13 protein-coding genes are annotated in these 13,714 nt (G+C 69.6%); 9 read left to right on the top strand and 4 right to left on the bottom strand.

From position 1 onward, the window contains the following. Positions 1-3: 3 nt before the first annotated feature. From CG723_RS30260 to CG723_RS30245, 4 genes are all read left to right on the top strand, one after another. Complete coding sequence (locus tag CG723_RS30260; protein ID WP_199841954.1) at positions 4-1,263, top strand: histidine kinase; 1,260 nt, start codon at positions 4-6, stop codon at positions 1,261-1,263. Beyond that, positions 1,260-1,928, top strand: coding sequence for a response regulator (locus tag CG723_RS30255; RefSeq protein WP_100596708.1), 669 nt, complete (start codon positions 1,260-1,262; stop codon positions 1,926-1,928). Before CG723_RS30260 ends, CG723_RS30255 begins: the two co-directional genes overlap by 4 nt. A gap of 279 nt (positions 1,929-2,207) precedes the next feature. Further along, positions 2,208-2,642 (top strand): VOC family protein, encoded by a 435-nt coding sequence (locus tag CG723_RS30250; protein WP_100596707.1) that lies wholly within the window; start codon positions 2,208-2,210, stop codon positions 2,640-2,642. A gap of 196 nt (positions 2,643-2,838) precedes the next feature. Further along, positions 2,839-3,810, top strand: coding sequence for an SDR family NAD(P)-dependent oxidoreductase (locus CG723_RS30245; RefSeq protein WP_100596706.1), 972 nt, complete (start codon positions 2,839-2,841; stop codon positions 3,808-3,810). Between the two features lie 79 nt (positions 3,811-3,889). Here CG723_RS30245 and CG723_RS30240 read toward each other — a convergent pair whose 3' ends face one another. Continuing rightward, positions 3,890-4,411 carry a GNAT family N-acetyltransferase gene (locus CG723_RS30240; RefSeq protein WP_100596705.1) on the bottom strand — a complete coding sequence of 174 codons (522 nt, stop codon included), beginning with the start codon at positions 4,409-4,411 and terminating at the stop codon, positions 3,890-3,892. A gap of 572 nt (positions 4,412-4,983) precedes the next feature. On the opposite strand from CG723_RS30240, the gene CG723_RS30235 reads away from it, so the two are divergent. From CG723_RS30235 to CG723_RS30220, 4 genes are all read left to right on the top strand, one after another. Further along, positions 4,984-7,212 (top strand): penicillin acylase family protein, encoded by a 2,229-nt coding sequence (locus tag CG723_RS30235; protein WP_100596704.1) that lies wholly within the window; start codon positions 4,984-4,986, stop codon positions 7,210-7,212. 403 nt (positions 7,213-7,615) lie between these two features. Continuing rightward, positions 7,616-7,933, top strand: a complete 318-nt coding sequence (locus CG723_RS49015) for an alcohol dehydrogenase catalytic domain-containing protein (protein ID WP_324905298.1) — start codon at positions 7,616-7,618, stop codon at positions 7,931-7,933. Beyond that, positions 7,930-8,532 (top strand): zinc-binding dehydrogenase, encoded by a 603-nt coding sequence (locus CG723_RS30230; RefSeq protein WP_324905295.1) that lies wholly within the window; start codon positions 7,930-7,932, stop codon positions 8,530-8,532. The genes CG723_RS49015 and CG723_RS30230 overlap by 4 nt, the downstream gene beginning before the upstream one ends. A gap of 378 nt (positions 8,533-8,910) precedes the next feature. Then, entirely contained in the window at positions 8,911-9,654 is a 744-nt protein-coding gene (locus tag CG723_RS30220; RefSeq protein WP_100596702.1) for a class I SAM-dependent DNA methyltransferase, read from the top strand. A 75-nt stretch (positions 9,655-9,729) separates the two neighbouring features. Here CG723_RS30220 and CG723_RS30215 read toward each other — a convergent pair whose 3' ends face one another. Beyond that, positions 9,730-10,773 carry an NAD(P)-dependent alcohol dehydrogenase gene (locus CG723_RS30215; RefSeq protein ID WP_100596701.1) on the bottom strand — a complete coding sequence of 348 codons (1,044 nt, stop codon included), beginning with the start codon at positions 10,771-10,773 and terminating at the stop codon, positions 9,730-9,732. A gap of 97 nt (positions 10,774-10,870) precedes the next feature. On the opposite strand from CG723_RS30215, the gene CG723_RS30210 reads away from it, so the two are divergent. Then, on the top strand, positions 10,871-11,458 hold the full coding sequence (locus CG723_RS30210) for a TetR family transcriptional regulator (RefSeq protein ID WP_100596700.1): 588 nt from the start codon (positions 10,871-10,873) through the stop codon (positions 11,456-11,458). Positions 11,459-11,653: 195 nt separating this feature from the next. Here the strand turns inward: CG723_RS30210 and CG723_RS30205 are convergent, their stop codons facing one another. Both CG723_RS30205 and CG723_RS30200 read right to left on the bottom strand, forming a co-directional pair. Further along, a complete protein-coding gene (locus CG723_RS30205; protein WP_100596834.1) occupies positions 11,654-12,631 on the bottom strand; it encodes a GlxA family transcriptional regulator in 978 nt (325 codons plus the stop codon). Between the two features lie 26 nt (positions 12,632-12,657). Further along, positions 12,658-13,305, bottom strand: a complete 648-nt coding sequence (locus tag CG723_RS30200) for an HD domain-containing protein (protein ID WP_100596833.1) — start codon at positions 13,303-13,305, stop codon at positions 12,658-12,660. Positions 13,306-13,714 lie beyond the last annotated feature (409 nt).

Here is a 13,714-nt window from a genome sequence, read left to right as displayed (position 1 = left end):
GCGATGGGGCCGCTCGTCGCTCGGTTCGGCCGGGCCGGCGAGCGGCTACGGCGCGCCGACCAGGCCCGTCCGTGGGTGCTGGACACCGCGGTCGTGGTCCTGGTCTTCCTGGTGTTCTGCCTGCCGGACCTGCTGCACAGGGGCGTTGGGGACAGCGACGGCCCGCGCCGGTTCCGCCTGTCGTTCACCCAGCTCCCCACGGTCGGCATGCTGGCCCTGCAGGCCGGATTGGTGCTGCCGCTGCTGTGGCGGCGGCGATCACCCGCGGCGGCCTTCGGCGGGGTCACGGCCGTGTTCGTCCTGCAGTGGTCTCTCGGTGCCGCACTCCGCGCGGATGTCGCCCTCTTCGTAGCCCTGTACAGCCTGGCCCTGCACGGGCGGCTGCGACAACTGCCGTGGGCGTGCGCGGTCATGGCGGGCGCGCTGGGCCTGGTCGCGGCGCGGGTCTCCTCGGCGGTGTCGCTCTGGGACGCGCTCTTCTTTCTCCTCAGCACGGCGACCGCGGCCCTCGCGCTCGGCCTGATGATCCGGATCCGGCGGGCCCAACTGGCCGGACTGCGGGACCGTGCGGCCCGGCTCGAGATCGAACGCGACCAGCGCGGCAGGCTCGCCGTCGCGGCCGAACGGACACGGGTGGCCCGCGAGATGCACGACATCGTCGGACACAATCTGTCAGTCATCATCACACTCGCAGACGCGGGCGCCTACGCCACGGCCGTCGCTCCGGAACGGGGCACGGAGGCCCTGCACCTCATCGGCGACACAGGTCGCCAGGCCCTCGGCGAACTGCGGCGCCTGCTCGGCGTGCTGCGCGAGGCGGACGGCCCGCGCACCGAGCCCGAACTGAGCCCGCAGCCCGGACTCGCGGACATCGACGCGCTGTGTGAGGGGGTGCGTGCTGCCGGCCTGAAGGTGATCTACCGTACCGCCGGTGACATCGACGCCCTCGACAGCGGCGTGCAGCTGACCGTCTACCGCATCGTGCAGGAGGCCCTGACGAACGCCCTGAAGCACGCGGGCGCCGACGCCCGTGCGAACCTGGCGATCGTCGTCGAGGACAAGCGGCTGACCATCACCGTCCAGGACTCCGGCCCAGCCGCTCCGGCCGCCCGGCGGGGACCGGCCAACGAGGAAGGACACGGCCTGGTGGGCATGCGCGAACGAGCGGCTCTCTACGGCGGACACATCAACGCCGGTCCCGCCGGCGCGGGATGGGCCGTGCGGGCCGAACTCAACCTCGCTCCCCAGGGCGGTGCCCGATGACCACCGTGCTCGTCGTGGACGATCAGCCCCTCCAGCGGTACGGCCTCCGCATGCTCCTCGACTCCGTGCCCGAGACAGAGGTGGTCGGCGAGGCCGCGCACGGAGCCGACGCCGTGCGCAAGGCCGCCGAACTCCGCCCCGACGTCGTCCTGATGGACGTACGCATGCCGGGCATGGACGGCATCGAGGCCACGCGCCGCATCGTCGCCACGGGCGACCGCTCCCGCGTCCTCGTCATGACCACCTTCGACCTCGACGAGTACGTCTACGCGGCACTGCGCGCCGGAGCCAGCGGCTTCCTCCTCAAGGACGCCCGTCCCGAGGAACTCCTGGCCGGCATCCGCGCCGTGGCCGTCGGAGACGCGGTGATCGCTCCGGCGCTCACGCGCCGCCTGCTGTACGAGTTCGCCCAACTCGTGCCCGCCGGCGCGAATGGATCCGCCGAGGACTCGAAGCTGAGCTCCCTCACCGACCGCGAACGCGAGATCCTCGTAGCCATCGGCAAGGGCTGGACCAACGGCGAGATCGCCACCCGCTTCGTCCTGTCGGAGTCCACGGTCAAGACCCATGTCGGCCGCGTCCTGTCCAAGATCGGCGCCCGCGACCGCATCCAGGCGGTGATCTTCGCCTACGACCACGGCCTGGCCCGGCCCCATGGGGGCTGAGCCGATGGGTCGGCGCTCGCGTCCGCCCCGTCAGCGTCGGTCTGTTGGCGGTCCTCGACGCGGGCCGCGTCGGCTGACGGGCTCGGCCAGGAGCCCGTCAGCCGTCCGACCCGGTCGCACCCCGCCCACGTTGCAGCCGCCCTCACTCCTACCGGCAACGCACTGTGCTGCCACCGCAGTTGAGGCGCTCGTCCGGACAGCGTCAGACGGCCCGCGGTCGGTGTCAGGCGGACATTGAGGCTCCCGGGCAGGCGCTGAAGCACGTGCTAGCTTCCGCGCATGGAACAACGCGTCAGTCTGATCACCCTGGCTGTAGCCGACCTCGGGTGCTCCCGGGCGTTCTACGAGAGCCTCGGCTGGCGGGGACAAGAGGTCGAAGAGACCGTCTTCTTCCAGGCAGGCGGCCTTGGCCTCGTCCTGTGGGGCCGCGACAAGCTCGCACTCGACTGTGGCCTCGACAGCGCTGACGGGACAGGCTTCGGCGGCATCGTCCTGGCGCACAACATGCGCTCCCCGAAGGAGGTGGACGCGCTCCTCACCGCAGCACAGCAAGCCGGAGGCACCATCACCAAGCCGGCCCGGGCAACGCCCTACGGCGGCTACGCGGGGTGCTTCGCCGACCCTGACGGACACCTGTGGGAGATCGCCCACAACCCAGGCTTCCCGCTGGCCGAAGACGGCTCCCTGACCATCCCGGCCTTCGGATCCTCGTAGTGACCTGACGGACCGCTGTAGGTGGCCCGCTCAGGGCGGTGGGCGTCCTGCGGGGGAGGGCTACTCGGTGCAGCGGCATCGTGTGGAGGCATGATTCGCCCGTCCGGTCGGGGCTGCTTCCCCGTTCGAGCCTGTTCAGACCGCGGCCGCGGGGTGGGCTTGACTTCGAGAGCACTCGAATTCGTACCGTGCCCTCATGAGCGACAGCAGCACACCGCAGCACAAGATCGGTTCGGGCTTCGGCGCCCGGAGCTCCGCCGACGATGTCCTCGCGGGCATCGATCTTACGGGCCGGCTCGCCCTGGTGACGGGCGGTTACTCGGGCATCGGCGCCGAGACCACACGCGCACTGGCGAAGGCCGGCGCACGCGTCGTGGTCCCGGCCCGCCGGGTCGGCGCGGCACAGGAGAACCTGGCCGGGATCGACAGTGTCGAGGTGGAAGAAATGGACCTCGGTGACCTGGACAGCGTGCGCTCCTTCGCCGAGCGTTTCCTTGCCACGGGCCGGCCCCTGGACATCGTCATCGACAGCGCGGGGATCATGGCCTGCCCCGAGACCCGCGTCGGGCCGGGCTGGGAGGCCCAGTTCGCCACCAACCACCTGGGCCACTTCGCCCTCATCAACCGCCTTTGGCCGGCACTCGAGCCGGGTGGCGCCCGCGTTGTCTCGGTCTCCTCGACCGGCCACCACGCCTCCGGTATCCGCTGGGACGACGTTCACTGGCGCCACGGCTACGACAAGTGGGAGGCGTACGGCCAGGCCAAGACGGCCAACGCGCTGTTCGCAGTGGAACTCGACCGCCGCGGCCAGGGTCTGGGCGTGCGGGCCTTCTCGCTGCACCCCGGTGGCATCTTGACGCCCCTTCAGCGGCACCTGCCGAGGCAGGAGATGGTCGAGCGGGGCTGGATCGACGAGGACGGCAACCTGCTCCACCCCGACGCGTTCAAGACGCCGCAGCAGGGCGCGGCCACGCAGGTCTGGGCGGCGACCTCCCCCCAGCTGGACGGCATGGGTGGCGTCTACCTGGAGGACTGCGACATCGCCGAGCCCGCCCCGGCGGACGGCTCCCGGGTCGGCGTCAAGGAGTGGGCCACGGACCCGGAGCAAGCGGCCCGCCTGTGGGCACTGTCCGCCGAACTGACGGGCGTGGACGCGTTCGCCGACTGACAGATGCCGTCGCACCATGACGCGATGACAGGACCAACCCCGCCGCCACGCCCGTTGGACCTGTGCCCCTGACCGCGGCTCAAAGGCCCCTTCGCATGAGAACGCACATCGTCTCGTGGCTAGGGATCGACCCGTCGGGCCCTTCCTCGTCCCAGGCGTCCGGTTTGCGGCCGTACGCGACGTAGCCCAGGCGTTCGTACAGGGCGCGGGCCCGGGGGTTGCTTTCCTCCACTGCGAGTTCGGCCCCGCGCAGCCCGCGGTCCCGGATCCGCTGTTCGGCAGCGCGGACGAGCAGCGTTCCCAGGCCGCGGGACCGCAGCGCCGGGTGCACGGCGAGCTGCCACACGAATCCGGACTCCTCGGAGACCTGGAAGTCTATGCCGCCGATCGCCACCGGCAGGTCCTCGGGAGTGCATACAGCCAGGTAGTCCACCTCGCCCGACGCAGCGCGAGCCAGCTCTCGTCCTACGCTGCGCAGGTGGCTGCCCGAGCCGGACCAGGTGCACCTCGGCAGATCCCGTGGCAGCAGATCCCGCACACTGACAGGTAAGAAGACGGTTGTGTCGGTGAAGTCGTCTTCGGTGGCCACGCCTTGGAGCATGCCTACCTCTGCGACGGCACGGCAACGCGTTTCTCCCCCGGCTCGGCCTCGGGCGTAGGCGCCGACCGGGCAGATGCTCAACCGGGCCGGACTTCCCATTCAGTTCGCCGCCCAGGCGCCTCGGCACCCGCAGCCCGCCCCTCTGGAGGACGAGGGTGTCGGTGATGAGGGCTCCGGCCACCTTGTCGTCGGCGATACCGCGCAGCAAGTCGTCGATGCAACCGCCCTGCCAGGGACGGCGGGTGGCAAGGGGTACCCCTGGAGAAGCGACTTCTTCGGCGACACCTGGGACAGCCGCTCCCCACCGGACGAAGTACTTCCGATTGCAGCGGGGTGAAGCCTTGTCAGGGGGCTGCTTCCTGGATAGGACTGTCCGCGTAGGTGATCACCGAAACGTGCCTGTGCCGTCCGGGGGGTCACCTCGGTCGTGGGTGCCGGCTGCGCGGTGGGTGGTGACGATCAGGGTGATGGCCGAAGGCGTCATCGAGTTGGGGCCGGCACGTGGACCACCGCTCGCCACACCGGGTGTAGCCGAACGATCCCCTGATCCTCGAAGGAGAGTGGAGCAACTCATGAGCCATGCGCAGAACTCCGGGGTGAGCCGGCGCCGCGTCCTGGGCGGAGCGGCCGGGCTGGCCGCTGCGGCGGCGGGGCTGCAGACCGGCACCGCGTTTGCGAAGCCGGCACTGCCCGACGAGGCCCGCCGACGCAGACACGCAGACCGGGTCACGATCACCCGGGACGACTGGGGTGTTTCCCACATCGTGGGCGAGACCGATGCCGACGCGGTGTTCGGGATGATGTACGCCCAGGCGGAGGACGACTTCAATCGGATCGAGCAGAATTACCTTGTCGCCCTGGGCCGTCTCGCCGAGGCCGAGGGCGAGAGCGCGATATGGCAGGACCTGCGCCAGCGGCTGTTCCTCGACCCGGAGGCGCTGAAGAAGGACTACGCGAAGTGCCCTGCGTGGCTGCGCGCGTTGATGCGGGCCTGGGCGGACGGACTCAACCACTACCTCGCGACACACCCCGAGGTGCGCCCGCGTGTGCTCGACCGGTTCGAGCCGTGGATGCCGCTCAGCTTCTCCGAAGGCAGCATCGGAGGTGACATCGAGTCGGTGCTGCTCACCCAGCTCGAAGCGTTCTACGACAAGCGTGACGTACCGATGACCGACGAGGAGCGCGGCCTCGTGCAGCGCGAACCCACGGGGTCCAACGGCTTCGCCATCGCACCCAGCCACACGCGGGACGGTCACGCACTGCTGCTGATCAACCCGCACACCAGCTTCTTCTTCCGCGCGGAACAGCATGTGACGAGCCGCGAGGGACTCAACGCCTACGGTGCCGCCACCTGGGGACAGTTCTTCATCTACCAGGGCTTCAACGCGGAGACGGGGTGGATGCACACGTCGAGCGGTGTCGACAACATCGACGAGTTCGCCGAGACGATCGTGGTAGGGGCCGACGGAGCCCGTTCCTACCGTTACGGCGACGAACTGCGCCCCGTCACGACGAAGAAGGTCACGCTCTCCTTCCGTACCGCGGAGGGCGGACAGAGCAAGCGCACCTTCACGACGTACGCGACGCACCACGGCCCGATCGTGCGCGAGACGGACGGCAAGTGGATCGCGTGTGCGCTGATGAACAAGCCTGTCCAGGCGCTCCAGCAGAGCTTCCTGCGCACCACGACGCGGGACTATGCGGGCTATCTCCGGGTCGCGGGCCTCAAGGCAAACAGCTCGAACAACACGCTCTTCGCGGACTCGAAGGGCGAGATCGCCTTCCTGATGCCGCAGTTCATGCCGGTGCGGGACGACCGGTTCGACTATCTCAAGCCTGTCAGCGGCAGTGACCCGGCGACCGACTGGCGTGGACTGCACAGCCTGGACAGCATGCCGCAGGCTGTGAACCCGAAGAACGGCTGGGCGTTCAACACCAACAACTGGCCCTGGACCGCCGCCGGCGCGGACAGCCCCGACAAGGCCGACTATCCGCGCTACTTCGACCGCTTCGGTGAGAACCCGCGCGGGCCGCAGGCCATCCGGGTACTGAGCGCGCGCGACGACTTCACCCCGCAGACGTTGATCGACGCCGCGTTCGACCCCTATCTCACCGCCTTCGCGCGGTTGCTGCCGGGGCTCGTGGCAGCGTGGGACCAACTGCCCGAGGGGAGCGGGCGGAAGAGGAAGCTGGCCGGTCCGATCGGTCTGCTGCGCGACTGGGATCACCGGTGGTCCGCCGATTCGCCTGCGACGTCGGTGGCCGTGTTCTGGGGCGAAGACACGTGGGCGCTCACCTCCCAGGCGGCGGCGGACGCCGGAATGTCGGTGTGGGACTACATCGCCGACCGTGCCTCGAACGCGCAAAAGCTCGGAGCCCTCGAGACGGCGATGCAGCGGCTGCAGCGGGACTTCGGCAGCTGGCGGGTGCCGTGGGGTGACATCAATCGCTACCAGCGCAACGACGCTGCGATCGTGCAGGAGTTCAGCGACGACAAGCCCAGCATCCCGGTGCCCTTCACCTCCTCGCGCTGGGGCTCGCTCGCCTCGTTCGGCGCGAAGGCCTACCCGGGAACCAAGCGTTACTACGGCACCAGTGGCAACAGTTTCGTGGCGGTCGTGGAGTTCGGGCCGCGACTTCGCGCCTGGGCGGTGACGGCGGGCGGTGTGAGCGGACACCCCGACTCTCCGCACTTCGGCGACCAGGCCGAACGCTATGCGCGGGGCGCTCTGCGGCCCGTCTACTTCTATCCCGAGGATCTCGCCGGGCACGTCGAGCGGAGGTACCGGCCCGGCACGTGACCGGTCGCCCGGGAGCGGGAGCGGGGGCGAGGGGCGGCAGGGGGCTGAACGGGCTCGCGGAACCGCGTACGGGCTCCGGCCGAGCCTTGGCTCCCATTCCCGGGCGGCCGCGCGGGTCGGCGAGGACGGCACCGCGGCATCGCGCCGCACGACACGGACAACTCAGGCATGGCCTTGAGCGCTGTTCAGCGGTTCGTAACGCGCCGGCGTCCTGGCCACGGGTGCGCGCGAGGCGACGGCCGCAGCGGACTGACGGGACAGTCCGTGCCCGGCCGCCCAGTTACGCACTCCTGGGAAGTCACCACCGTTCCTGCGTCGTTGAAGGCGATGGCGCGGTCGACGTGTGGCAACCCGCACGTGGCCGTCCAGGACCTGTCCGAACGACAAAGTGCGGTGATCACGCATGAAGGCGGTGCGGTTGCACGAGTACGGCGAGATCGATGTGCTGCGGGTGGAGGACGTGGAACGCCCGGCGCCCGGCCCCGGGCAGGCGCTGGTCGAGGTCCGCGCGGCCGGGATCCAGCCCGGCGAGGCGATGATCCGCAAGGGCGCGCGACACGAACGCCGGCCGGCTGCGTTCCCCTCCGGCCAGGGCAGCGACCTGGCCGGCGCCGTGGGGGAGGTCGGTGCGCAGGTGAGCGGCTTCGCGGTGGGCGATGACGTCCTGGGCTTCACCCATAACAGAGTGAGCCACGCGGAGTTCGTCTGGTCGACGACGTGAATGTGGTCTCCCGTCCGAACGGGCTGTCCTGGGACGTGGCCGGGCCGTTGTACGTGGCCGGCACGACCGCATACGCCACCGTGTTCGCTGTCGACCCCGGGCCGGCCGACACAGTCGTGGTGTCCGTTGCGGAGGGCGGCGTCGGGTCGCTTGCCGTGCAACTCGCGCGACGGCGCGGCGCCACGGTGATCGGCCTTGCGAGCGAGCGAAACCATGCCTGGCTGGGGGACCGCGGTGTCGTCCCGGTCGAGTACGGGGGAGGCGCTGCAGAGCGGATCCGGCAGGCCGCCGGCGGGAACGTCGACGCGTTCATCGACACGCTCGGCGACGGCTACGTGGAGCTGGCAGTGGAGTTGGGCGTGCGGCCCGAGCGGATCAACACGATCCGGGATCGGCACGCCGCGGCCAGAGTCGGTGCGCGGGCATACGGAGCAGGCTCGGCGGCATGCGTGGTCGTGCTCGGTGAGCTGGCCCGGCTCGCCGCGTGTGGGGAGTTGGAGGTGCCGATCGACCGCACCTACCCGCTGGAGCGGGTGCGAGACGCGTTCAGCGAGCTGGAACGGGGGCACACCCACGGCAGGATCGTGCGCCGTCCGTAGCCCCGGCTGCCCGAGGCGACCGTCGAGCAGATGCCCCAGAAGTATCAACGCAGTGTTCCCGCTGGTGGCCTGATGGCTCCCCGCCAAGTGGCCGCCAGCGGGGAAAGCGGTGCAGGTTACAACCAAGGCCAGCGCCAGGAGCAGCGAGAAGCCGCGGCTGGATTCCTCCGCCATGTCATCACGAGAGTACGACCTTGACTTCCGCGACCGGGCCAGTCGGATACGCGCTTGGGGCGTCGGCCTGTTGGCCTTGGCGGCGCTTTTGTGGCCCGGGGCGTCGCCATCCAGCCGCGGGTGCTGCCCCTGGACGAGATCCCCTCACGGAACGAGGCGGTTATTCGCTGGACATCGCGTAGGTCAGCGGCGAGCGTTAGCGGAATGGAGAAGGCGAAAATCTGGGACGCGGATGTTGCCAAGCGCTACGACACACCGGGATCGGGCATGTTCGCGCCTGAGGTCCTGGGTCCGACCGTGAACCGCCTCGCCGAGCTCGCAGGAGAGGGAGCCGCGCTTGAGTTCGCCATCGGGACCGGCCGCGTAGCCGTCCCGCTCGCCGAGCGAGGGATTCCTGTCACCGGCATCGAATTGTCATTGCCGATGGTGGAGCAACTGCGCGCCAAGGCGGACGAAGCAACGATCCCGGTGATCATGGGTGACATGGCGACCACCGTCGTCCCGGGGAAGTACACCGTGGTCTATCTCGTCTACAACACGATCTCCAACCTGCTCACCCAGGCTGAGCAGGTCGAGTGCTTCCGCAATGCGGCCCGACACCTCGAGCCCGGTGGTCGGTTCGTGATCGAGCTCTGGGTACCTGAGCTGCGCAAGCTCCCGCCGGGCCAGACAGCCATGGTCTGCCAGGCCGATGCCGGCTACATCGGCCTGGACACCTACGACGTGCTGCGTCAGCACGTCGTGTCACACCACTTCCGGTTCGACGAGACCACGCAGGCTCATTTGTTCCGCAGCCCTCACCGCTACATCTGGCCGGGGGAACTCGACCTCATGGCCCAGCTGGCTGGATTCGAACTGGAAAGCAGGCATGCGGACTGGGCGGGCGGCGCCTTCACTGCCGAGTCGCCCTCTCATGTCTCCGTCTACCGAATTGCACAAACGTCGTAGCTGGGGTGGGGGTTTCGTGTGTGGGCGACTTCCAAGGCATGCGGCGCACCGGATGAGGCGCTGAGTCCTGTCCGCTCAGCTGAGGTCGGACATGTCGAGTACGAAGCGGTAGCGGACGTCGTTTCGCCGGAGGCGGTCGAGGGCCTCGTTCACCTGTGCCGAGGGGAGCAGTTCGATGTCGGCGCCGATGCCGTTCTCCGCACAGAAGTCCAGCATGGCGGCGGTCGCAGGACGCCCGCCGCTGCCTGCGGAGCTGAGCTTCTTGCGCCCCACGAGGAGGTCCATCGTCTCCACGGTGACCGGTCCGAGGTGCCCGAGGTGGCTGAGCGTGCCGTCCAGCGCGACCAGCTTCAGGTAGGGGCCGAGGTCGTGCGGGGCGGAGATGGTGTCGATGACGACGTCGAACCTGTCCCGGGCCTTGGCCATCTGTTCCGGATCCGTGGAGACGATGAGCCCGTGCGCGCCGAGACGGCGGGCGTCCTCGGCCTTGTCCGGTGAGCGGCTGACGACCGAAGTCGTGGCGCCGAGGGCCACGGCCATCTTGACCGCGAGATGCCCCAGGCCTCCCAATCCGGCGACGGCGACGCGGCTGCTCGGGCCTACGCCCAGAGCCTGTAGGGGCTCCCAGACGGTGACACCGGCGCAGAGCAGGGGAGCGACGGCGGCCGGGTCCAGACCTGGGGGAAGGGGGTAGGCGAACTGCTCCCGGACGACGTACTCGCGGGAGTATCCGCCCAGGGTGGTCCATCCGTCGTGCCGGTCGGTGCCGCCGTAGGTCAGGGTCGGGAAGGCGTGACAGAAGTTCTCCTGTCCGGCCTGGCACATGGAGCACTCGCCGCATGAGTCGACGATGTTGCCGACCGCGACTCCGTCGCCGGCCGAGAAGCGGCTGACAGCGGGTCCGATCTCGGTCACCACTCCCGTGAACTCGTGCCCCGGGACCAGGGGTTGCCCCGCTTTGCTGTCGTGGGCGCGGAGCGCGTGCAGGTCGGTGTGGCAGACGCCGCAGTAGTCGATCCGAACCGCAAGATCATCGGGGCGGAGATCGCGACGCTCCAGGGGCGTTCGTCGCAGCCTCGCGGTCGGGCCGTCAGCCAGCCATCCGGTCGTTGTGCGCACGGCATGCCTCCCGTAAACAGACTGTTCGGTCTATTGGATCGTAGGCGCGATGCGGTCGTCAAGCAAACCAACTGTTCTGTCTGGTAGCGTCGCGGGCATGGCGGACCAGCCCCTGACCTCGCGCGGAGCCGCGACTTACCAGCGCATTCTTGATGTGGCGACCCAGGAATTCGCCCAGCACGGCATCGCCGGAGCCCGCATCGAGCGGATCGTGTCCGCTGCCCGCACCAACAAGGCTCAGCTCTACGCCTACTTCGGCAACAAGGAAAAGCTCTTCGACGCGATCTTCTTCGCTTCCCTGGAGCGCATTACCAACGTCGTTCCGATCGACGCGGACGACCTTGCGGACTGGGCCGTGCGCCTCTACGACGAGTACCTCCGGCGCCCGGACCTCATCCGGCTGGCCACCTGGGCACGCCTGGAACGCCGACCGGTCGGCCACCTCGTCGAGAACCACGACCATTACGACGACCGCAAGCTGCGGGCCGTCGCTGAAGCGCAAGCCGCCGGGCGGGTGCGTCAGGGCGACCCTTTCGATGTGATGGCCATGGTCATCGCCATGTCCATGGCCTGGTCGCCGGTGAGCAACGTCTACGCGGCGACCGCCCAGGAGTCACCCGACCTGCACGAACAGCGCCGTACCCTTCTCCGCGATTGTGTCCGGCGCGCTGTCGCAGTCGATTGACAGAGGGGCGCGTCGTCATCTTTCGCCGGCCCCAAGGCGCTCCCTCCGCCTGACCAACGCATGCCCGACTGCTGTTGGCGATGCGCGGGCCACGGCAGGTGGTGGCGTGGGCCGGCCGGCATCGTGATGACACCTCGGGCGCCCGCATCGGCGTGCTCGGCGTGCTCCGCGTGCTCGGTTTGCGGTGTTGCGGGTTCAGGCTGGGGTGACTGTGGGGTTGGTGGTGTGGGTGGTGCGGAATCGTGCGCGGTATTCGGTGGGCGCTACCCCCAGCGTCTGCTGGAACGCCCGGCGCATGCTCTCCGATGAGCCGAACCCGGCTGCCTGCGCGATGTGTTCGACCGGGTCGCCGCCGCCCTCGAGCAGGGCGCGGGCCGCCTCCAGGCGTACGGATTCGATGTATTGGCCGGGGGTCATTCCGGTGTCGGCCCGGAACAGCCGCGTGAGGTGGCGAGGGCTCACGCCGGCCACCTCGGCCAGGACCGTGAGGTCGGACGCCACCCGCGGGTCTGCTCCGGCGGCGTCCATGGCGGCGCGTACTGCGGGGTGCTGTCCGGTGGCGGGGGTGAGGCGGGCGCTGAATTGTGACTGGCCGCCGGGGCGGGCCATGAACACCACGAGCTCACGGGCCACATCGCGGGCGGTGTCGGCGCCGTGGTCCTCCTCGACCAGGGCGAGCGCCAGATCGATCCCCGCGCTCACCCCGGCCGACGTGACGACGGGACCGTCGCGTACGTAGATGGGGTCGTGGGCGACGGTTACGGCTGGGTAGGCAGTGGCGAGGTCGGCGGCGAGCCGCCAGTGGGTGGCGGCTCGCCGACCGTCCAGGAGGCCTGCCTCGGCAAGGAGGAAGGCGCCTGCGCAGACGGACGCCACCCGCCGTGCGCGGCGGGCGAGTTGGGCCGTGAAGGCGACGAGTTCCGTGTCGTGTACGGCGGCGCGCCAGTCGCTGCGTCCGGGGACCAGGACGGTGTCGATGCGGCGTGGCAGCGCGTCCGGGCCGATGTCGACGCCGATCCGCACGCCTGACGAGGTGCGGACGTCGGCGCCGTCGGGGGAGACGATCCGCACGTCGTAGGCGGCGCCGCCGGTGGTGGCGGTCGCTGTGGTGAATACTTCCGTCGGCCCCGTCACGTCGAGGAGTTGTACCTGGTCGAAGGCGACGATTACGATCGTCGGCGCCGCCGGCCTTCTTGGGCTCACTGCTCCCACTTCGAGTCGAGAATCGTCCGCACGAAGTCGCCGCGCTCGAAGCCGGGCACGTAGTGGGCGAGAACGTCGGCCTTCACGTTGCCGAAGGTGGTGTCCGGCTTCGGGGCGACACCGTCGGTGAAGGCCGCGAGGATGCGGTGTTTGAAGTCGGGCCGCGGATGCAGGGCGACGATGTCCGCGCGGTCGGCCGCGGACAGGTCGTCGTAGCCGATGCCGAGCACGTCGTACTCGACGCCGGCGGTCACCAGCGCGACCTCCGGCTCCATGTGCTGGGGCACTCCCGGCGTGGTGTGCAGGGCGATCGCCGTCCACACGCGGCGCACACTGTCCGGCGGAACGTCGCGCGCGGTCAGGAAGCGCTGGGCTTCGTCGGCACTGTCGACTTCGAAGCGGCGACCGCTGCCGTGGAAGCGTTCGGACAGTCCCAGATCGTGGAACAGGGCGCCGATGTAGACGAGTTCGGGATCGTAGGAGAGGTCGAGCTTGCGGCCCTGGAGCGCCCCGAAGAAGAACACCCGCCTCGAGTGGTGGTAGATCAGTTCGCTCGTCGTGTCCCGTACCAGCTGCTCCGCCTCGCGCGCGAGCTTGGTGTCGGGCACGGCCACACCCGCCACTGCAGCACCGTCGTTGTTCATCATGCTCACCCGGACCTTCCGTACGCGATGGCCTCGTCCTGCCGATTCACTGCCGACGTGTCCGCCGACCTGTTCAGCATCCGTCGCGTAGGCGGCGCGCGCCATGGCTGTACGGCCCGGTATGCCACAGATACGGACATCGGGCGGCCGGGTCGGTTCAGGTGGGTCGGCGGGGCGGACGGTTCGGATTCGGGCCGGGTCCGGGTCCGGCGCGGGTGGACGGGGCCGCCAGGGCGCCGATGACTGCCGGAGCCGTTGACTGCGGCGCCTGCCAGGACAGCGCCGAAGCCGCTCCGCTGTCGGTCGGGCCCACAATCCCCAGGCCTCGTAGCCCTCCCACCTGTAGTGGTGGGGGCGTTTGTGCGGGGTGGTGCGGTTAGGCGATGGGTGTGGAGCGGATGGCGGAGAT

It is taken from the genome of Streptomyces sp. CB01635 (assembly GCF_002803065.1).
Taxonomy (GTDB): Bacteria; Actinomycetota; Actinomycetes; order Streptomycetales; family Streptomycetaceae; genus Streptomyces.
The sequence above is the reverse complement of the archived record's forward strand: the minus strand, read 5'-3'. Positions and strand labels throughout refer to the sequence as shown.